Annotated in this window: 17 protein-coding genes; 12 read left to right on the plus strand and 5 right to left on the minus strand. The window is 75.4% G+C overall.

The window, feature by feature from the left end; all coding sequences use genetic code 11:
* Positions 1-54: 54 nt before the first annotated feature.
* From ABD993_RS35620 to ABD993_RS35640, 5 genes are read right to left on the minus strand one after another with little or no spacing between them, the layout of a single operon-like run.
* Entirely contained in the window at positions 55-1,284 is a 1,230-nt protein-coding gene (locus ABD993_RS35620) for an aminotransferase class III-fold pyridoxal phosphate-dependent enzyme (RefSeq protein ID WP_345428646.1), read from the minus strand.
* Positions 1,281-2,306 (minus strand): transketolase family protein, encoded by a 1,026-nt coding sequence (locus tag ABD993_RS35625; protein ID WP_345428648.1) that lies wholly within the window; start codon positions 2,304-2,306, stop codon positions 1,281-1,283. The genes ABD993_RS35620 and ABD993_RS35625 overlap by 4 nt, the downstream gene beginning before the upstream one ends.
* Positions 2,303-3,121 (minus strand): transketolase, encoded by an 819-nt coding sequence (locus tag ABD993_RS35630; RefSeq protein ID WP_345428650.1) that lies wholly within the window; start codon positions 3,119-3,121, stop codon positions 2,303-2,305. The genes ABD993_RS35625 and ABD993_RS35630 overlap by 4 nt, the downstream gene beginning before the upstream one ends.
* Complete coding sequence (locus ABD993_RS35635; RefSeq protein WP_345428652.1) at positions 3,122-5,275, minus strand: N,N-dimethylformamidase beta subunit family domain-containing protein; 2,154 nt, start codon at positions 5,273-5,275, stop codon at positions 3,122-3,124.
* Positions 5,272-6,324: an ABC transporter substrate-binding protein gene (locus ABD993_RS35640; protein WP_345428654.1), complete on the minus strand. Its 1,053-nt coding sequence runs from the start codon at positions 6,322-6,324 to the stop codon at positions 5,272-5,274. Before ABD993_RS35640 ends, ABD993_RS35635 begins: the two co-directional genes overlap by 4 nt.
* Before the next feature lie 228 nt (positions 6,325-6,552).
* Between ABD993_RS35640 and ABD993_RS35645 the strand changes: the two genes are divergently transcribed.
* The 12 genes from ABD993_RS35645 (at position 6,553) to ABD993_RS35700 (ending at position 20,303) form a co-directional block, all read left to right on the plus strand.
* Positions 6,553-7,482, plus strand: a complete 930-nt coding sequence (locus ABD993_RS35645) for an ABC transporter permease (protein ID WP_345428656.1) — start codon at positions 6,553-6,555, stop codon at positions 7,480-7,482.
* Positions 7,479-8,270, plus strand: a complete 792-nt coding sequence (locus tag ABD993_RS35650) for an ABC transporter permease (protein ID WP_345428658.1) — start codon at positions 7,479-7,481, stop codon at positions 8,268-8,270. Before ABD993_RS35645 ends, ABD993_RS35650 begins: the two co-directional genes overlap by 4 nt.
* Positions 8,263-9,342, plus strand: coding sequence for an ABC transporter ATP-binding protein (locus ABD993_RS35655; protein ID WP_345428660.1), 1,080 nt, complete (start codon positions 8,263-8,265; stop codon positions 9,340-9,342). Before ABD993_RS35650 ends, ABD993_RS35655 begins: the two co-directional genes overlap by 8 nt.
* Complete coding sequence (locus tag ABD993_RS35660) at positions 9,339-10,013, plus strand: class II aldolase/adducin family protein (RefSeq protein WP_345428661.1); 675 nt, start codon at positions 9,339-9,341, stop codon at positions 10,011-10,013. Before ABD993_RS35655 ends, ABD993_RS35660 begins: the two co-directional genes overlap by 4 nt.
* Positions 10,010-10,933: a carbohydrate kinase family protein gene (locus tag ABD993_RS35665; RefSeq protein WP_345428663.1), complete on the plus strand. Its 924-nt coding sequence runs from the start codon at positions 10,010-10,012 to the stop codon at positions 10,931-10,933. Before ABD993_RS35660 ends, ABD993_RS35665 begins: the two co-directional genes overlap by 4 nt.
* A 34-nt stretch (positions 10,934-10,967) precedes the next feature.
* Positions 10,968-11,732 (plus strand): IclR family transcriptional regulator, encoded by a 765-nt coding sequence (locus tag ABD993_RS35670; protein ID WP_345428665.1) that lies wholly within the window; start codon positions 10,968-10,970, stop codon positions 11,730-11,732.
* Between the two features lie 13 nt (positions 11,733-11,745).
* Entirely contained in the window at positions 11,746-12,912 is a 1,167-nt protein-coding gene (locus ABD993_RS35675) for a methyltransferase domain-containing protein (RefSeq protein WP_345428667.1), read from the plus strand.
* Complete coding sequence (locus ABD993_RS35680; RefSeq protein ID WP_345428669.1) at positions 12,909-13,199, plus strand: YciI family protein; 291 nt, start codon at positions 12,909-12,911, stop codon at positions 13,197-13,199. Before ABD993_RS35675 ends, ABD993_RS35680 begins: the two co-directional genes overlap by 4 nt.
* Positions 13,200-13,249: 50 nt before the next feature.
* The gene (locus ABD993_RS35685; RefSeq protein WP_345428671.1) at positions 13,250-16,276 is read left to right on the plus strand and encodes an ATP-binding protein; all 3,027 of its coding nucleotides are present in this window, start codon (positions 13,250-13,252) and stop codon (positions 16,274-16,276) included.
* Positions 16,277-16,383: 107 nt separating this feature from the next.
* On the plus strand, positions 16,384-17,454 hold the full coding sequence (locus tag ABD993_RS35690) for a class I SAM-dependent methyltransferase (RefSeq protein ID WP_345428673.1): 1,071 nt from the start codon (positions 16,384-16,386) through the stop codon (positions 17,452-17,454).
* Entirely contained in the window at positions 17,451-18,260 is an 810-nt protein-coding gene (locus ABD993_RS35695) for an alpha/beta fold hydrolase (protein WP_345428675.1), read from the plus strand. The genes ABD993_RS35690 and ABD993_RS35695 overlap by 4 nt, the downstream gene beginning before the upstream one ends.
* A complete protein-coding gene (locus tag ABD993_RS35700) occupies positions 18,261-20,303 on the plus strand; it encodes an alpha/beta hydrolase (protein ID WP_345428677.1) in 2,043 nt (680 codons plus the stop codon).

A 20,303-nucleotide genomic window follows, 5' to 3' on the forward strand; every position in this document is an offset into this window, starting at 1 on the left:
GAGTCCTCCTCGCTGCGGTCGTCATCCACGCCCGCCTCAGTTAAGAGACACGCTCTAGCCGAGGGCCGCGAAGGCGTCGTCCGTCCGCTCCAGGATCGCGTCGATCTCCCCCTCGGTGTGGGCCGCGGACAGGAACCAGTTGTGCCAGGGGTGCAGGTAGACCCCCCGCTCGACGGCGGCCTCCGCCCACGCCGTGACCAGTCGGAAGTCGGTGTCCCCGGCGAAGGACAGCATGGGCATCTGCACCGGGCCGGTCTGCGCGATCTCGAACCCGTGCGCCGCGGCCTGGCGGGCCAGGCCCTCCCGCAGCCGGGTGCCGGAGCGCTTCATCCGCGGCAGGGCGTCGCCCCTGCGGAGCTCCGTGAGCGTCGCGAGGCCGGCGGCCAGCGGCACCGCCCCGGTCCAGAACGACCCGGTCACGTAGATCGACCGCACCGCGTCCCGCAGGGCGTCCGTGCCGGTGACCGCCCCGAGGGGCTGGCCGTTCGCGATCGCCTTCGACCACGCGGCGAGGTCGGGGCGCACGCCGAGCGGCTCCCAGCTGCCGCCGAGGTCCAGTCGGAACCCGCACCGGACGTCGTCGAGGATCAGCACGGCGCCGGTCCGGTCGGCCAGCGCTCGCAGCCCGCGGGCGAAGGCCGGGTCGACGAGCTCCTGGTCCCGCTTGATGTCGTGGCGCATGGGGCAGACCAGGATCGCGGCGAGATCGTCCCCCGCCTCGGCCGCGGCCGCCTCGGCGGAGGCCGGGTCGTTGTACTCGTAGTGCACGAGGTGGGCCTGGTCCGCCTCGGTGACGCCGGCGCCGCGCAGCGCGAACCCCGGGACCGCGCCGTGGTAGGCGCCGTCGGCGACCAGCACCTTGCGCCTCCCGGTGGCCGCTCGCGCGATCGTGACGCACGTGGTGGTCGCGTCGCTGCCGTTCTTGCAGAACAGCGCCCAGTCCGCGGCCGGGACCGTGTCGACGAGCAGCTCGGCGAAGTCGACGGCGACCGGGCTGGTCCCGTCGAGGCAGTCGCCGCGGTCGAGCTGGTCGAGGATCGCGGCCGTCACGCCCGGGTGCCGGTGGCCGAGCACGACCGGGCCCCAGCCGCACATCAGGTCGAGGTACTCGCGGCCGTCCGCGTCCCGGACCCGGGCGCCCTCGCCGGACACCGTGAACTGGGGATGGGCCGCACTGAACGCGCGCACCGACATGTGTCCGTACATGCCGCCCGGGATGACCCTGTCCGCGCGGTCCCGCAGCGCCAGCTCGTGCGCCCCGAGGGAGGTCTGGGCGGTGGTCATGCGGCGTTCTCCTTCGTGAGCAGCTCGCGGGCGACGGCGGCGATGCCGGGTCCGTCGAGCCGGTAGTGGGCGTAGAGGGCCGCGGGCGGCCCGACGGGGACGTGCTCGTCGGGGACGCCGTGGCGGCGGAAGCGCGGCGCGAGCCCGGCGTCGAGCAGACACTCGGCGACCGCGGAGCCGAGCCCGCCGGTCACGTTGGCCTCCTCGACGGTGAGCACGCCGCCGGTCGTGCGGGCCGCGTCGAGCACGGCCTGGCGGTCCAGCGGCGAGATCGTCCACATGTCGACCACGCGGGCGGAGAGGCCCTCGGCGGCCAGCTCCGTGGCGGCCTGCAGCGCCGGGTGGACCTCGGAGCCGGTGGCGATGATCGTCAGGTCGGACCCGTCCCGGAGGGTCTCGGCACGCCCGAGCTCCAGCTCCGGTACGACGTCGTAGACCTCCGGGTCCCGCCCCCGGCCCAGCCGCAGGTACATCGCGCCCGGGTGGTCGAGGGAGAGCCGCAGCAGCGCGCGCAGGTGGTTCGCGTCCGTCGCGCACACGACGGCGAGGTCGGCGATGCAGCGCATCATGCCGAGGTCTTCCAGGCTGTGGTGGCTGGTGCCGTAGAAGCCCATGGACATGCCGGAGTGGTGCCCGACGACGCGGACCGGCAGGTTCGGGTACGCGCAGTCGGTGCGGATCTGTTCGGCGCACAGCAGCGCGGCGAAGGAGCCGAACGTCGCCGCGAACGGGACGAAGCCGCTCGCCGCCATCCCCGCCGCGAGGGTGATCATGTTCTTCTCGGCGATGCCGACGTTGACGAACCGTTCGGGGTGGCGGGCGCCGAAGTCCGTGGCGCGGTTGGAGCGGCCGAGGTCGGCGGTGAGCACGACGATCCGCTCGTCGTGGTCCGCCAGCTCGGCCAGCTCCGCCCCGAACACGAACGCGGGGACCGCGCGGGTGTCGGTGCCGTCGACCGAGCGGGAGTCCTTGAACCCGAAGAACTCGGCGGGACTCTGGGTCGTGCCCTGCGTGGGGGTCATCGGGTCAGCTCCGCCAGTACGTCGTCGTAGTCGGCGCCCGCGAGGTTGCCGACGTGCCAGTCCGGGCTCAGCTCCATGCGTGCGACGCCCTTGCCCTTCACGGTGTCCGCGACGATCACCTGCGGGACGGTCCCGCCGCGGGCGGGCAGTGCGGCGAACGCGGCGAGCAGCGCGTCGAGGTCGTGGCCGTCGACTCGCTGCGTGCCCCAGCCGAAGGCGGCGAAGCGCTCGGCGATCGGCTCCGCGGCCATGACGTCGGAGACGAAGCCGTCGATGCCCAGCTGGTTGGCGTCGACCACCGCGACGAGGTTCCCCAGCCCGAAGTGGCTCGCCGACATCGCGGCCTCCCAGATCTGGCCCTCGGCCAGCTCCCCGTCGCCGAGCAGCACCCAGCTGCGGTGGTCGCTCCCGGCCAGCCGACCGGCCAGCGCCATGCCGACGCCGACCGACAGCCCGTGCCCCAGCGACCCGGACGAGAAGTCCACGCCCGCGATCCGCTTCATGTCCGGGTGGTCGCCGAACGGGCTGCCGAGCCGGGTGTAGCCGTCCAGCTCCGCGGGGTCGAAGTAGCCGAGGTCGGCGAGCACGGGGTAGAGCCCGATCGCGGCGTGCCCCTTGCTCATCACGAACCGGTCCCGGTCCGGCAGGTCCGGCCGCCCGGGATCGAGCCGCAGCTCGGCGTAGTAGAGGGCGGCGAGGATCTCCGCGCAGGAGAACACCGCGCTGTAGTGGCCCGCACCCGCGATCCGGGTGAGCCGGACCGTCTCGGTGCGGACGAAGCGCGCCTTCTCGGCGAGCTCGCGGGTGGTGGGCACTCAGGACTCCTTGAAACGGTCGAGGACGTTGCCGGTCACCCGGGCGGTGTCGTTGTCGCCGCCGGCGTGGCTCATCGCGGTCGACCAGGCGATGGACCCGACGGAGAACACCGCGCCGCCACCGGGCCGGTGGAACAGCACGACGTCGGCGTGGATCTTCGGGTGCGGGCCGGGCGGTGGGGCCGCGTAGCCGTGGTCGACCTCCTCGGGGACCAGCGCGATCCGCTCCGAGTGGCCCACCGACGAGGCCAGCACGACGGCGTCGGCGGGGGTGCCGAGGGCGACGTCGGCCCGGTCGAGCTCGTCGCCCGCCGCGCCGCCGAGCCCCGGCCCCTCGTCCCCGAACACGTCCCCGACGCCGGCCTTCACCCCGTCGAACACCCAGGACACCGCCGGGTCCGCGCTCGCCGCGGTGCGCCGGTACCCGGAGCCCTTGTCGAACCCCTGGGCGGTGAACCCGACACCCGCGAGGACGTTCGGCGCCCGCCCGCGCAGGCGCCAGAGCCCACCCGGCTCCCCGGTCGCGGACAGGTGCTCCTCGCCCGGGTCCGACACCCAGGTCGCGACGCCCGCGTGCCCACGACGGATCTCCAGCGCCGCGGGCACGCCCGGGTGGCGGGCTGTGACCTGGTAGAAGCCGTTGCCGCCCAGGTACATCAGCCTGCCGCCGGTGCGGGTGTACTCCAGGTAGGAGTCCAGCATCCCGGCCGAGCAGTACTCCGGGTGCGCCCCGGTGAGCACCACCCGGTACCGGGACAGGAGGTCGACCCCCTGCTGCTCGACCTCGTCGTCGGTGACCACGGCGTAGTCCTCGCCGCGGCCGTCGAGCCAGTCGAGGAGCAGCAGGTCCTGGGCGAAGTGGCGGAACCCCCTGGTGGTGGGGGTGTAGTAGTCCGGCCGGACGTTGACGATCGGGCGCAGCCGGGTCGAGTAGCAGACCCCGGAGCCGTCGGTGTGCACGTCGTAGAGCGACCGGCCGAGCTCGGGATGCCGGGCGAGCCACCGGTCGCGCTCGTCGATGCCCCGGTCCTCCCCGTAGAGGGTGAGCCGCTCGGTCTCGTACTCGGCGTAGGTGCGCCAGTTCGCGTACGCCAGGTAGGTCCAGGTCGGCAGCACCACCAGCACCGGGGCGGTGGGGGCCGCCGGGGTGACGACGACCGGGATCCGGTCGGTGTCGACGGTGGGTCCGGTCCCGGCGGTGATCTTCAGGGCGTAGACCCCGCTCGGCAGGTCGGCGGGGACCGCCCAGGTCAGATCGGTGTCCCAGCCGGCGTCGGCGAGGTCGTCGTCGTGCAGGTGCAGGGCGTCGAACTCGACGGGGGCGGCCCGGAAGTCCCGCTCGGTGCCGGTCCAGAACGGGCCGGGCACGCCGCGGGTCGGCAGGTGGTGCACGTCCGCGCCGGTGGTGAGCCCGCCCCGGTCGGGGACGCGGGTGCCCCCGGGATCGACACCCAGGTCCAGCGCGCTCGTCGTGGCCGGGTCGAGCAGGGTCAGCGGGTCGGCGCCGCAGGCGAGGGCCTCGGTCACGGCGGCCGACCACGGCACGCCGACCACCGGGCGGGCCACCCCGCCGTTGAAGGTCCGGCCGAGGCCGGGGCCCGACGTGCCGTCCGAGCCGATCCACAGCGGTCCTGCGGCGGTCACGCTCCCGGTGGCCGCCTCCGCCGCGGCCACCGGGAGCCCGGGCCGGTGCAGCTCCAGCCGTGCCGTCGGCCCGTCGAGCACGGCGGCCGCGAAGGCCCACCGCCGCTCGGCCACCGGGACGTCCAGGGCGAGCAGGACCCGGTCGCCGTCCCGGAGGACCAGACCCGTCCCCGACACCGCCAGGACGAGGGCACCGACGGCGAGCAGCGGGCGCTCCGCCGCGGGCAGCGTCGGGCGGAACCAGAGGGCGAGACCCAGGCCGGACCGCGGCGACAGCGGCGCGGTCACGGCGTGGGAGCCGGAGGTGGTGTGCTGCACACGGCCGGGCACGGTGGCGGGCAGATCCGCGGACACCGGCTCCTCGACCGGCGCGGACCCGTGTCGGGGCCCGCCGCCACGCCGCAGCCGGACGATCTCCGGGCGCACCCGCGGGTGGTCGGTGGAGATCCGGAAGGCGACCTCGCCCCCCGCCGGGACGGACATCCGGTCGCCGTACCCGACCAGCCTCACCGGTTGACCCAGCCCGTCCAGCGCCGGGTGGCCTCGTCGAGGTTGGCGGCCCACCAGGCGTTGTCGCGGACGACCGTGGTGCCCCGGGACTGCGGGCCGTCGACGAACTCGGCGATCTGCGGGTCGCTGCTCGCGGCGGCCGCGGTGTTGGCGGGGCCGTACGGCAGCCGGTTCGCGATCGCCTCCTGGTTCTTCCGCCCGATCAGGCTGTTGATCAGCTGGTAGGCCTGCTCCCGGTGGGGGGCGCCCTTGACGATCGTCACCACGTCGAAGTAGCGCAGCGGCTGGTTCCAGGCCACCGCGAGCGGCGCTCCGCTCTTCATCGCGTCGTACGCACGGCCGGGCCAGGCGAGCATCATGTCGACCTCCCCGGACTGCAGCGCCTGGGTCTGCTGGGCGCCGGTGTCGTAGAACCGCAGCGAGGAGCGGATCCCGTCGAGCTTGGCGAACGCCCGGTCGTAGTCCATCGGGTAGAGCCGGTCCCCGGGGACGCCGTCGGCGAGCAGGGCGGTCTCCATGCCCGCGTCCTTGGCGTAGTTCATGATCCCGCGGTTGCCGGGGAACTTCGCGGTGTCGTAGAAGTCCGCCCAGCTCGTGGGCGGGTTCGCGCCGTACTTCGCGGTGTTGTAGACCAGCAGGAACGACGAGTTGATGACCGGGACGCCGCACTCGGACATCTGGCTCCGGTCGAGTCCGGCCGTGTCGACCCGGCTGTAGTCGATCTTCTCGAAGAGCGTGTCGCACTTGCCCATCGCCGTGTAGGGCGTGGCGTAGAAGACGTCCCAGGTCGGGTTGCCGGCCTGGACCATCGCCGTCAGCTTGGCCTCGTTGTTCGGCGACTCCTCGGCGACCGACACGCCGTCGGCGGCCAGGTCGGCATAGGCGTTGGCCTTGAAGATCTCGGCCAGCGTGCCGCCGGTGTTGGCGAAGACGACGGACTGCGCGCCGCCGCCCGCGGACTCGCCGACCGGGCCGAAGCACGCGGTGGCACCGAAGCCGACCAGGCAGGCCAGGGCGACGGCCGTGAGGGCACCTCTCGTGAAACGCATGGGGGACCACCTTCGGGGAGGATTTCAGAATGTGAAACGCACTTCGTATCGCAGAAAGCATGGCCACACATTTCCGGTGCCGTCAAGAGCGGGCCGAGTCCGGGCCGGATGGCGTTTCCTCGGCGTTACGGCCGATCGACGGGGGTTGACACGACCCGCCTCCGACCGCCACGGTGACATTTCGCTTCGTGAAATGCGTATCGAATAGCGGGAACGAAAGGGGCCGGTATGGCCGTCAGCACCCCGCCGCGACGGGCGTCTCGCGCCCCTGCGGACCGCGGGACCGCCCCACCGGGTCGCCGCCGCGGCCTGCTCCTGCGGGCGACCCTGCTGCTCGCCGTCCCCGCCGTCGTCGTGCTGGTGGTGTTCTTCGTCGTCCCCGCGCTGCGGCTGCTGTGGCTCTCGGTCACCAGCCCGGAACCCGGCCTGGGGAACTACGCGGCGCTGGCCACCGACGACGTGTCGGTCACGGTGGTGCTGCGGACCCTCGGGATGGCGGCGATCGTCACCGTGGTCTGCCTGCTGGTCGCCTACCCCTACGCCTACCTGATGACGGTCGTCTCGGGCCGGTGGCGGGCGGTGCTGCTGGCCGTCGTGCTCGTCCCGTTCTGGACCTCGCTGATGGCCCGCACCTTCGCCTGGGTGGTGTTGCTGCAGGACAACGGCCTGGTCAACACGCTGCTCGGGGCGGTCGGGATCGCGCCGGTCCGCATGTTGGGGACGACCGCAGGCGTGACGGTGGCGATGGCGCAGGTGATGCTGCCGTTCGTGGTGCTGCCGGTCTACTCGACCATGCGCGGCATCGACCGCAGGCTCGTCGACGCCGCGCTGAGCCTCGGCGCGCGCCCGTTCGCCGCCTTCGCGCGGGTCTACCTCCCGCTGTCCTTCCCCGGGGTCGCCGCCGGGGCGACCCTGGTGATGGTGCTGTCGCTCGGCTTCTACGTCACGCCCTCGCTGGTCGGGTCGCCGCAGCAGTCCATGCTGGCCCAGTTCATCTCGGTGCAGGTCAACCAGCTCGTGAACTTCGGCGCGGCGGGGGCGCTGGCGGTCGCGCTGCTGGTGGTCACCCTCGTGCTGCTCGGCGGGGTCCAGCTGCTCACCCGCACGAAGGGCACCCGCCGGGCCGCGGGCGCCGGGCTCGCGGGAGGTCTGACGTGACCGGCTCGCCCGTCCTGCGTCGCACGCTCGCCGTCCTCGGTGTCCTGGTCGGGGCGTGGCTGGTGGTCCCCACCCTGATCGTGATCCCGCTGAGCTTCTCCGGCGAGGACAGCTTCGCGTTCCCGCCGCGGACCTGGGGGGTGCAGCACTACGTCACGTTCTTCACCGAACAGAGCTGGCTGACCGCGCTGCTGGTCTCCCTGCAGCTCGCCGTGATCGTCACCGTGGTGGCCACGGTGCTCGGCACGATGGCCGCGTTCGCGTTGGCCCGCAGCACGTTCCGCGGCAAGGGCGCGGTCGACGGGCTGTTCCTCGCGCCGCTCATCGTGCCCGGGATCGTGGTCGCGGTGGCGATGTACGCGGCCTTCCTCGGCTGGGGGCTCATCGGCACGCCGACGGGGTTCGTGGTGGCGCACACCGTGCTCGCGCTGCCCTTCGTCACCGTCAACGTCACCGCGGCCCTGAGCGGCTTCGACCGCACGCTGGAGCGTGCCGCGGCGAGCCTGGGCGCCTCGTCGTGGGCGACCTTCCGCACCGTGACGCTGCCGATCATCCGGCCGGGGGTGTTCGCGGGCGCCCTGTTCGCCTTCGTGACCTCGTTCGACGAGGTCGTGGTCTCGATGTTCATCCAGTCCCCGAACCTGCAGACGCTGCCGGTGCGGATGTTCACCTCGGTGACCAACGAGGTCGATCCCACCATCGCGGCCGCGTCGACGGTCGTGCTCGTCGTGTCCACCGCCCTGCTCGGGCTCGCCGGCATCACTCGGAGGAACCGCAGCCATGCTTGAGACCCCGACCGGAGCGGGCATCCGCACCGAGGCCCTGACCAAGGTCTTCAAGGGGGCGGTCGCACCCGCCGTCGACGCCGTGGACCTGCACGTCCGACCCGGCGAGTTCATGACTCTGCTGGGCCCGAGCGGGTCGGGCAAGACGACCACGCTGAACATGATCGCCGGGTTCGAGACGGTCACGTCCGGCCGGATCCTGCTCGACGACACCGACATCGCCCGGCTGCCGCCCTACCGGCGCGATCTCGGCATGGTGTTCCAGAGCTACGCGCTGTTCCCGCACATGACGGCGGCGGAGAACGTCGCGTTCCCGCTGCGCAGGCGCAGGGTCGGCAAGGCCGAGGTGGCGCGCCGCGTCCGGGAGGCGCTGGAGCTGGTCCACCTCGGGGAGCACGGCGACCGCCTGCCCGCCCAGCTGTCGGGCGGCCAGCAGCAGCGCGTCGCGCTGGCCCGTGCCTTCGTCTTCTCCCCGCGCGCGATGCTGCTCGACGAGCCGCTGGGCGCGCTGGACAAGAAGCTGCGGGAGTCGCTGCAGCTGGAGATCGCCCGGCTGCACTCGGAGCTGGGCATCACCTTCGTCTTCGTGACCCACGACCAGGAGGAGGCCCTGGCCCTGTCGGACCGGATCGCGGTGTTCCGGGACGGGCGGATCGAGCAGGTGGGCACGCCCGCGGAGCTCTACGAGACCCCGGTCTCGCGGTTCGTCGCCACCTTCCTCGGCGACTCCACCGTGTTCGCGGGGACGCTGCGGGGCGGGCTGCTCGACACCGGCACCGCCCAGCTGCACGCGGACGGGGACGACGGCGGCTGCGCACTCGTGGTGCGCCCCGAGCGGATGCGCCTCGGCGCGGGCGGGGCGGGGTCGAACACGTTGTCGGCCACCGTGACCGACGTGGTGTACCAGGGCGCCTTCCGGCGGGTGCTGGTCGCGTTCGACGCGGGCGGGACCGGCCAGGTGCGCGACACCGACGGCTCCGCCGTCGCCGCGGGGGACCGGGTCGAGGTGAGCTGGCCCACCACCGCCGGAGTCGTCGTCGCCGACTCCACGGTCGCGGAGCCGGTGCCCGCATGAACGACCCGGGGAGCGCCTCGCGGGCGCAGCGTTCCCCCCGGGCCGAGACGTCGAGCCTGGCCGCGGCCAAGCAGGCCGTCGTCGACCTGGGGCGCAGGCTGGCGGCCGACGGTCTCGTCGTCGGGACCGCGGGCAACGTCAGCGTGCGCACCGGCGAGCTGGTCGCCGTGTCGCCCTCCGGCATGCCGTACCGCGACATCACCACCGAGGACGTGGCCGTCCTCGGGCTCGACGGGACCGACCTGGGCGGCGGCAGGCCGTCGTCGGAGGCCCCGCTGCACCTCGCCGTCTACGCGAGCACGGACGCCGCGGCCGTCGTGCACCACCACGGCCTGCACAGCGCCGCCGTCTCGACGGTGTGCGACGTGCTCCCCGCGGTGCACTACTACGTCATGAAGCTCGGCGGGCCGCCGCGCGTCGCGCCGTACGCCACCTACGGCACCCCCGAGCTCGCCGCGTCCGTCGAGGCCGCGCTCGCGGGCCGGACCGCCGCGCTGATGCAGAGCCACGGCGCCGTCGCCTACGGAGCGAGCCCGGACGAGGCCTACGACCGCGCCGAGCTCGTCGAGTGGCTGTGCGCGATGTGGGCCGCGGCCGTCCGGCTGGGGGACCCCCGGGTGCTCGACGACGCGGAGCTCGCCGCCGTGGTGCGGCGGATGGGGGAGTCGTGAGGGTCGTCTGCCTCGGTGCCCACATCCTGGACGTGCTCGGCAGGCCGGTCACCGACATCCCGGCGGGCCAGGGCCGACGGGTGCTGGAGGAGATCCGCGTGACGGCCGCGGGCACCGCGGGCGGCACCGCGGTCGACCTGGCCAAGCTCGGCGCGGACGTGGTGAGCGTCGGCCCGGTGGGGGCGGACGCCGCGGGCCGGATGCTGCGGCTGCTGCTGGCCGACCACGGTGTGGACACCTCGGGGCTCGTCGCGAAACCCGCCGCCACGCCCGCGACCATGCTGCCGATCCGACCGGACGGCAGCAGGCCCGCGCTGCACGCCCCCGGCGCGATGGCCACCCTGACCGGCGCGGACGTGGATCCCCGGCTCCTCGCCGAGGCCGACGTCGTGCACGTCGGCGGGCCGGACGTGTTGGGCGACTTCGCTCTCGACGCCCTGCCCGAGCTGCTGCGACACGCCCGCGCGCACGGCACGGTCGTGTCGATGGACCTGCTCAGCGTGGCGCGCCCCGAGCTGCTCGACCGGCTCGCGGTGCTGTGGCCGCTGGTCGACCACCTGCTGCCCAACGACGACCAGCTCCGCGGGCTGACCGGACGCGCGGACCTCGCCGAGGCCGCCGCCGTGCTGCGCGGCCGCGGCGTCGGGACCGTGGTGGTGACCCGGGGTGGCGACGGCGCGCTGGTGGTGTCGGACGCGGGCGCCGCGCAGGTCCCCGCGCTCGCGGTGCCCGTCGTCGACACCACCGGGTGCGGAGACGCGTTCACCGCGGGCTACCTCGTCGGCCTCGACCGGGGCTGGTCGGTCGTCGACGCCGCGCGGCTGGGCACGGCGGCCGCCTCCCTCGTCGCGCAGGGGCTGGGCTCGGACGCGGGGATCGTCGACCTGCCCTCCACGCTGGGTCTGGTGGGCTCGGCGTGACCGGTAGCGTGATCGTCACCGGGAGGGGCGCGCGATGACGGACAAGGCAGGCGGGGAGCCCGTCCGGGTGCTCGTGAAGGCGATGGCCGTGCTGGACCTGCTCGCCGAGGTGGACGAGATGGGCCTGGGCGACATCGCCGCCCGCCTCGACCTCAACAAGAGCACCTGTCACCGGGTCCTCAGCACGCTGGCCGCGGGCGAGTTCGTGGAGCGTCCCGCGCCCGGCACCTACCGGCTGGGGATCGGCGCGTTCCGGATCGGCAGCGCGATGGCCCGGCGGATGGGGGTGCGGGAACGCGCGCTGCCCGCGATGCGGGAGCTGTACCGGGCCACCGGCGAGACCGTCTTCCTGCTGGTCCCCAGGGGAGGCGAGGCGGTCTGCGTCGAGCGGCTCGACGGGCGCTACGCCTCGACCCACACCCTGCGCGTCGGCGGCGCGCTGCCGCTGCACCTCGGCGCGGGCCCGCGCCTGCTGTTGGCCGGGCTGCCGTACGAGCAGATCGAGGACTACCTGGCCGGTCCGCTGCACCGCCGCGGCGCGCCGGGCGAGCCCACCGCGGCGCAGCTGCGCGAGCAGCTCGACCGGATCCGCCAGGAGGGGTACGCGACGAGCGAGGACGACGTGGAGCTGGGGGTCAGCGCGCTGAGCGTCGGGGTGCGCGACCACACCGGATCGACGGTCGCCGCCCTCTCGATCAGCGGCCTGACCGCCCACCTCCCGGCGGCCGAGCGCGAGCACCACCTGGGGTTGCTGCGGCGGGCCGCCGACGCGGCGTCGCGCGCGCTCGGCAGGCGGTGACAGACTCGAGAGGATGACGGATCCGGCGCGGGCGCAGGCGGGGTTGGTCGAGGCGCTGCGCACCGTCGGCTGCGGGCCCGCCGTCCTCCAGGCCTTCGCCGACGTCCCCCGCCATCTCTTCCTGCCCGGCCACCCGATCGCCGTCGCCTACGCGGACGACGCCGTGCCCACCCGGATCGTCGACGGCGTGGCGACCAGCTCGGCGTCGCAGCCGTCGATGATGGCGATCATGCTGGAGCAGCTCGCGGTCCGGCCGGGGCATCGCGTGCTGGAGATCGGGGCGGGGACCGGCTACAACGCCGCGCTGCTGGCTCGGCTCGGCGCGCACGTGACCTCGATCGACATCGACGCCGAGCTCGTCCGGACCGCGGCCGCCCACCTGGCGGCGGCGGGCGTCACCGGGGTGGACCTGCGGGTCGGGGACGGCGCACTGGGTGTCCCGGACGCCGCGCCCTTCGACCGGATCGTGCTCACCGTGGGCAGCTGGGACCTCCGTCCGGAGTGGGTCGCGCAGCTGGCACCGGGCGGGCGGCTGCTGCTGCCGCTGACCGTGCGCGGCAGCCAGCTGTCGGTCGCGTTCGACCTCGGTGCCGACGGCGTGCTGCGCAGCGACTCCGTGCGCGGCTGCGCCTTCATCCGGCTGCAGGGGCTCGGCGCGGGGCCGGACGCCGTCGAGGAGCTGCGGCCGGGCTGGTCCGCGCAGGTCGCGGAGGGCGCCAGCCCGGACCTCGCGGTGCTGGCCGACTGGCTCGACGCCCCCGGCCCGGTCACCCCGATCGACGGGCCGCTCGAGCGCGCGGACGTCTGGGACGGCCTGGGGCTCTGGCTGATGGTGACCGTCCCGGGCGCCGTCCGGCTGCTGACCTCGCGGACCGCGGAGCCGCCGGGATCGTGGTTCGTCCCCACCGGGCACGGCACCGCGACCGTGGTGCTCCCCGGCCCGGACGGCTGCGCGGCGCTCGTCGCCGACCCGCCCGGCATCCGCGCCTTCGGACCGGGCGGTGCCGCGGCGGCCGCGCGGCTGGCGGGGTGCGTCCAGGGCTGGCGGAACGCCGGTCGCCCGCACGCCGCCGACCTGCGCATCCTCGCCGTGCCCGCGGGGGCGGACCTGCCGGCGGTGGGGGCGGTCGTCGAGAAGGAGTTCAGTCGGCTGGTCGTGGCGCCTAGGGTGCGAGCGTGAGCACCTACGCCGTGATCTACACGTACACCGACGACACCGACCGCCGGATGGCGGTCCGCCCGGAGCACCGGGACTACCTGGCCGGGCTCCCGGAGCTCGTCGTCGCGGGGGCCTGGGCGCCGGAGGAGCCGGTGGGCGGGCTGCTGGTCTTCCGGGCGGCGGACAAGGCGGACGTGCAGGCGATCGTCGACGCGGACCCCTACTCCAAGGCGGGCGTGGTCGCGGACGTGCAGATCCGGGAGTGGGTGCCGCCGCTGGGCCCCGCCGCCGCGGCGATCACCGGTTAGCTCCGTTCGGACCATTCGCGCAGGTCCGGGGCTCGCTACCGTCGTCCGGTATGGGGGAGGTGTCCGTCCGGCTCACCGGGCGGCTCGAGGTGCGGGGCGCACCGGGATCCGCGGGACCCGGCGGGCCGACGCCGCGCAGGCTGCTGGCCCTCCTCGCGGTGCACCGCAGGCGCACCGTGCCCACCCCGGAGATCGTCGACGCGCTGTGGCCGGACACCGCGCCGCGGCGGCCGGAGCGGGCGGTCGCGACGCTGGTCAGCAGGCTGCGCGCGGCGTACGGGCCGGAGCTGGTGGGCGGCGGGGGACCGGGCTACCGGCTCGGGCCCGCGGTGCGGGTGGACGTCGACGAGGCCGCCGACCTCGTCGACCGGTGCACCCGCGAGCGGGATCCCGCGCCCGGGTTGCGCGCGCTGGACCTGCTGGCCGAGGAGTCGCTGCTGATCGGGGAGCCGGACGCGGAGTGGACGCGCCCGGCCCGGGACGCGTTCGCCGCGCTGCTCCGCCGGGCCCGCACGGCCACGGCGGAGGCGGCGCTGGCGCGGGGAGACCCGGCCACCGCGCTGGGGGCCCTCGGGCCCGTCGATCCGCTGGACGAGCCCGCCCACGTCCTGCTGATGCGCGCGACCGCCGCGGCCGGGGACCGGGCGGGCGCCCTGCAGGTCTACGAGCGGCTGCGCGCGGCGCTCGCCGACGAGCTCGGGGTGCCGCCCTCGACCGCCAGCCGCGCCGCGCACACCGCACTGCTGACCGAGGTGGCGACCGGTGCGAGTCCCCAGCGGCCCCCGACCGCGCTGGCGGGTCGGGACGCCGAGCGGGCGCGGCTGACCGCCGCCTGGCGGGCCGCCCGAACGAGCGGGACCCGGGTCGTGCTGATCGTCGGGGAGGGCGGGATCGGCAAGACGGCCCTGGCCGCCGGGCTGGCCGCGGAGGTCGCCGCCGAGGGCGCGCGCGTGCTGGACACCCGCTGCTACGCCTGCGAGCGGTCGCTGTTCCTACAGCCCCTCGCGGACGTCCTGCCCGATGTCGCCGCGGACGGGGACGACCTGCGACGGGTCTTCACCGGGGTGGCCGGGAGGCTCGCCGAACGGCCGACCCTGCTCGTGCTCGACGACCTGCACAACGCGGGCCTCTCGACCGTCGAGCTCCTCCACTTCCTGGCCCGGCGCGGTCCGCGCCGCCCGCTGCTCGTCGTCGGGACGCTGCGGGCGGCGGAGGGTCGTGAGGCACTCGACGTCCTCGCCGAGGTCACCGACCGGATCGAGCTCGGCCCGCTCGACGCCCCTGCCGTCGCCCGTCTCGCGGCGGCCGCGGGCAGGCCCGACCTCGCCGCGACGATCACGGACCGCACGCGGGGACACACCCTGTTCGTCGTCGAGACGCTGCGCGGGCTGGCCGCGGGCGGGACCGGTGTGCCCGAGACGCTGCAGGCGGTGGTGCTCGCCCGGCTCCGCCGCGTGGGGCGGGAGGGCGAGGAGGTGCTGCGTGCGGGTGCGGTGCTCGGCGCCGCGCTGGACCCGGGGGTCGTCGCCGCGATGCTGGGCCGCGAGCCCGTCGAGGTCGCCCGCCGGTGCGAGGCCGCGGTCGCCGAGGGCCTGCTGGTCCTCGGTGAGCGGACCTACGAGTTCGCGAACGACCTGGTCCAGGAGGTGCTCTACGCCTCGACCGCGCCGCCGCTGCGGATCGCCCACCACCGCCGCGCCGCCGACCTGCTCGCCGCCGCTCCGGAGACCCTGGCCGGGCACGCGCTCGCCGCGGGGGACCACGCCCGGGCCGCGCGGGCCCTGCTGGTGGCCGCGGACCGGGCCGTCCGGGCGGTCGCCCACGCGGACGCGGAGGTGCTGCTGGGTCGGGCCCTCACCGCCGCGCGCACCGTCGCGGACGACGAGCTCGTCGCCCGGGTGCTGCTGGCCCGCGGCCAGGTCCGGGAGGCGCTCGGGACCTGGGCCGACGCGCTGGCCGACCTGCGGGCCGCGACGGCCGCGGCGGAGTCGGCGGGGGACCTGCGGCTGGAGATGGTGATCGCGCGGGAACGCGGCGGGCACGTCGCGGTCGCGTTCGGCCAGCCCCTCGACGGCTGCGAACGGCACCTCGACCGCGCGCTGCGGCTGGCGGGCGAGCTGGGGGACCGCGCCGCGGAGGCGCGGACGCTCGCCTGGTCCGCGATCCTCGCGACCAACCGGCTGCGCTTCGCCGAGGCCGTCGCGCTGGGGCGGCGGGCCGTCGCCGCGGGCCGGGCCGCGGGCACCGACGCCGCCCTGGTCGCGGCGCTCGACGGGCTGAAGACCCCCTACGCCTACCTGGGCGCCGTCGGGCCGCTGCAGGAGGTGCTCGCCGAGCTGGGTCCGCTGCTGGGCCCGGCGGGGCTGGGGAAGCTGGAGATCTGGGCCGCGTTCGAGAGCGCCTTCCCCGCGATCGCCGCGGCGGACTGGGCCACGGTGGAGCGCAGGCTGGCCGAGGCGGACGCGCTGTGCGGCGACCGCGACCAACCCGCGCACCGGTCCTGGCTGACGGCGCACCGCGGCTGGGTCCACCGGCTGCGCGGCAGGCTGGACGACGCGGTGCGAGACGGCGCCCAAGCGGTCTCCGAGGCCGCCCGGCGCCCGCACCGCTGGTTCGGCCCCTGCGCCGCCGCGCACCTCGGCACCACGCTGATCGAGGCGGGCAGGCCCGCGGAGGCCGAGCAGATCCTCGCCCGGGGGCTCGAGCAGGCGAGGGCCGAGGCCTACCGGCTGCGCTGTCTGGGACCGTTGGCGCTGGTCACCGGCAGCCGGGAGCTGCTGGCGGAGGCGGACGGGCTCGTCGCGGGCATCACCGCTCCGCCGGGCGAGGCCTGGCTGCTCGGCGCGGACGCCGTGATCGCCGTCGCGGAGGCCTGGCGGGGTCGCGGCGACCCCGCCAGGGCGCGGGCGGTGCTCGCCCCGCTGCTGGCCGCGGCCCGCGGACGGGGCTGGGTCCCGGTCGAGGTGCTCGCGGGGCGGGCGGACGCGGCAGCGGCGGAGGGCCTCGGCCTGCCCGCCGCGGCGGCGCTCGCGGGCGCCGCGACCGCCCTCGCCCGCCGCTCCGGGATGCCGGCGTGAGCGCTGAAACCAGGCTGCAACAGCGGCGAGGACCGTGGCCCGCGCGTCCGGCTCGCAGGGCACGGCGGGCCGGACGCCCGTCCTCGCCGCGTGCCGGAGGAGTCCTCATGACCACCACCGATCCCGTCCTCGACGAGGGCCGTCTCACCGCCTTCGTCGGCCGTGTCGTCGGCGATCTCGGGGCGGTGACCACCGCCGCGGGAGTCGTCATCGGACACCGCCTCGGGCTCTACGGCGCCCTCGCCGCGGGCCCCGCGACCCCGGAGGAGCTGGCCACCCGGAGCGGCTGCGACGTCCGCTACGTCACCGAGTGGGCCCGCGGCCAGGCCGCGGGCGGCTACGTCGGCTACGACCCGGCGTCGGGGGAGTACTCGCTGGACGCCGAGCAGGCCTTCTGCCTCACCGACCCGAACGGACCGGTCTACCTGCCCGCGGCGTTCCAGCTGGCCCTCGGGGCGCTCAAGGCCGAGCCGCGGATCACCGAGGCCTTCCGCACCGGCGCCGGGATGGGCTGGGACGAACAGGACACCGACGTGCACCTGGGCTGTGCCGGGTTCTTCCGGCCGGGGTACGTCGCGAACCTCACCTCGAGCTGGATCCCCGCGCTCGACGGCGTCGAGCAGGCTCTGCAGGCGGGCGCCACCGTGGCCGACGTGGGCTGCGGCGCGGGTGCCTCGTCGGTGCTGCTGGGCGAGGCGTACCCGCGGGCGCGGGTGCGGGGCTCCGACTACCACGCCGGATCGATCGAGCTGGCCCGCATGGCCGCGGTCGAGTCCGGGGTCACGGGGCACGTCGAGTTCGAGGTGGCCACCGCGCAGACCTTCACCGGCACCGGGTACGACCTGGTCACCATGTTCGACTGCCTGCACGACATGGGCGACCCGCTCGGCGCGGCCCGGCACGTCCGGGAGGCGCTGGCGGACGACGGCACGTGGATGGTCGTCGAGCCGATCGCGGGCGACCGGCCGGAGGACAACGCCAACCCGGTCGGCCGGGCGTACTACGGCTTCTCGACGCTGCTCTGCGTCCCCAACGGCCTCTCGCAGCCCGGCGGGTACGCCCTCGGGGCGCAGGCGGGGGAGAGCGCGATCCGCCGGATCGCCACGGACGCGGGCTTCACCCGCTTCCGCCGGGTGGCGGAGACCCCGTTCAACGCGGTCTACGAGATCCGGCCGTGAACGCCGAGCGGGTGACCGTCGACGACGGCGAGGTCGCCGTCCTGGTCGAGGGCACGGGCGAGCAGGTCCTGCTGGTCCACGGGGCGGTCATGGCCGAGGCGCTGGCGCCGTCCAGTGCGCTGCTGGCCGACCGGTGGCGGTGCGCGCGGATCCATCGACGGGGGTTCGGCGAGTCCTCGCGCCCCGCGAACGCCTCCACCGCCGCGGACGCCCGCGACTGCCTCGCCGTCCTCGACGCCCTCGGTGCGCCCCGTGCCCACGTCGTCGGCTGGTCGATGGGGGCCCTCGTCGCGCTGGAGACTGCGGCGACCGCACCGGAGCGCACGGCGAGCCTCACGCTGTTCGAGCCGCCGATCATGTCGGTGCCCGCCGCGGGCGAGATGGCCGCCCTCCTGGGGCCGGTCATGGAGGCCTGGCAGGCGGGGGACACCGATACCGCCCTCGACCGGTTCATGGCGGCGGTGTGGGGGCCGCAGTGGCGACGGGAGTCCGACGAGCTGATCCCCGGGGCGGTTGCGGCCGCGCGCCGGGACGCCGCCGCGACCTTCGAGGGCGACCTCGTCGCGGCCACCGCATGGGCACCGGACCCCACGCTCGGGGCCGGGCTGACCTGCCCGGTGCTCACGGTCGGCGGGGCCGCCAGCGGCCCGTTCTTCGCCCAGGGCCGCCGGGCCGTGCGGGACCTCCTGCCGCAGACCAGGGACGTGGAGGTTCCGGGAGGGAACCATTCGGTGCCCGCCGTGCGGGCGGCGGAGTTCGCCGCGATCGTCTCGGCCTTCCTCACCGAGCCCGCCCGGGTGGGCTGAGTGCGCGCGCGGGAGCCGGACGTCGTCGGGGCCGTGTGCCACGACGGCGTCCGGGTTCCCTACGAGGTCTTCGGCAGCGGCGACCCGACAGTCCTGCTGCTGCCGTCGTGGCCGATCGTGGACCGGCGGCAGTGGCGGTTCCAGGTCCCGCACCTGGCCCGCCGGTACCGGACCGCGGTGCTCGAGACGCGGGGCCAGGGCGGGGCGGACCGGCCGACCGATCCCGCGGCCTACACCGACGCCGCGCACGTGGGGGACGCGCTCGCGGTCCTGGACGAGCTGGGGGTCGAGCGGGCGGTGGTCGCCGGGGTGTCGCGGGGCGGGCGGTTCGCGCTGCAGCTCGCCGCCCGGCACCCGGACCGCGTGCAGGGCGCGGTGATCATCGCGCCGGCGTTCCCCACCGTCGTCCCGCCGGACTTCGAGACCGGGAGCGGGATGGTCAGCCGCAGGCGCTGGCTGGCCGACCACGCCGGGTTCGCCGAGTGGTACCTGCGCCTGATGTTCCCGGAGGCGCACTCGGAGACCGCCGTCGCGGACGGGCTGGAGTGGGCGCTGCAGACCACCCCGGAGGTGCTCGTCGCGACCTACACCGGGATCGTCGAGGACTGCGCGGTCGAGGCCACGGCGCGGTCGGTCCGGTGCCCCGTGCTGCTGGTGCACGGGGACCGGGACGGGATCGTCCCGCTCGCGGTGAGTGAGGACCTGGCCCGCTGGTCCGGCGGCGAGCTGGTGGTCATGGAGGGCAGCGGGCACGTGCCGCAGCTGCGGGACCCGGTGCGGTTCAACGGCCTGCTCACCGGGTTCCTCGAGCGGTTCGCCCCGCGGCCCGCCCCCGTGGTGCGCAGGCGGGGGATCGGCCGCCCGCCGCGCGCCCTCGTCGTCACGTCGTCGATCGGGCTCGGGCACGCCGCCCGCGACCTCGCGATCGTCGACGAGCTGAGCGCGCTGCGGCCGGACCTGCAGGTCGAGTGGCTGGCGGGCGAGCCCGTCGCCGCGGCGTTCGCGGCGCGCGGCGAGTGCGTGCACCCGGGGTCCCGGCTGCTGGTCAGCGAGTCGGCGCACGTCGAGTCCCTGGCAGGCGAGCACGACCTGCGCGCCTTCGACGCCCTGCGCCGGATGGACGACATCCTGCTCTCCCACTTCCACCTGCTCGACGACGTCCTCGCCGCCGATCCCGTCGACCTGGTCGTCGCCGACGAGGGCTGGGAGGTCGACCGCTACCTGCACGAGAACCCGGAGCTCAAGCGGGCGCCGTTCGCCTGGCTGACGGACTTCGTCGGCTGGCTGCCCGTCACCGACGCCGACCCGGACGCCGTGCTGATCGCCGACCGCAACGCGGAGATGATCGACCACGTGGCACGGCACCCGACGGTCCGGGACCGGTCGGTGTTCGTGGGGGAGCGCGCGGACCTCGTCGACCTGCCCCTGGGCCCGGGGCTGCCGACCGTGCGCGAGTGGACCACCGCACACTTCGCCTTCCCCGGGTACGTCGCGCCGCCGCCGGTGGACCGGGCCGAGGCCCGCGCCGCGCTGGGCTACGCCGAGGGCGAGACCGTCTGCCTGGTGACGGTGGGCGGCACCGCGGTCGGGCTGCCGCTGCTGCGGCGGGTGCTCGCCGCGCGCCCGGCGCTGGTCCGCGCGGTGCCGGGGCTGCGGCTCGTGTTGGTCACGGGGCCGCGCATCGTGCTCGAGCCGCACCCGGGCGTCGACCTGCACGGGTACCTGCCGGACCTGCGCCGCCACGTCGCGGCCTGCGACGTCGCGCTCGTCCAGGGCGGCCTGACGACGACGATGGAGCTGGTCGCGGCCCACCGCCCGTTCGTCTCCGTCCCCCTCGCCGGACACTTCGAGCAGCGGATCCACGTGGCGCACCGGCTGCGCAGGCACGGGGCCGGTGCGCAGCTGGAGTTCACCGAGGCCGATCCCGACCGGATCGCGGAGGCCGTCCTCACCGCGCTGCGCACCCCGGTGGACTACCTGCCGGTCCCGAGGGACGGCGCGGCCCGCGCGGCGGCCCTGCTGGCCGAGCTGGTGGGGCGGTGA

Source organism: Pseudonocardia xishanensis, assembly GCF_039541715.1.
Lineage (GTDB): Bacteria > Actinomycetota > Actinomycetes > Mycobacteriales > Pseudonocardiaceae > Pseudonocardia > Pseudonocardia xishanensis.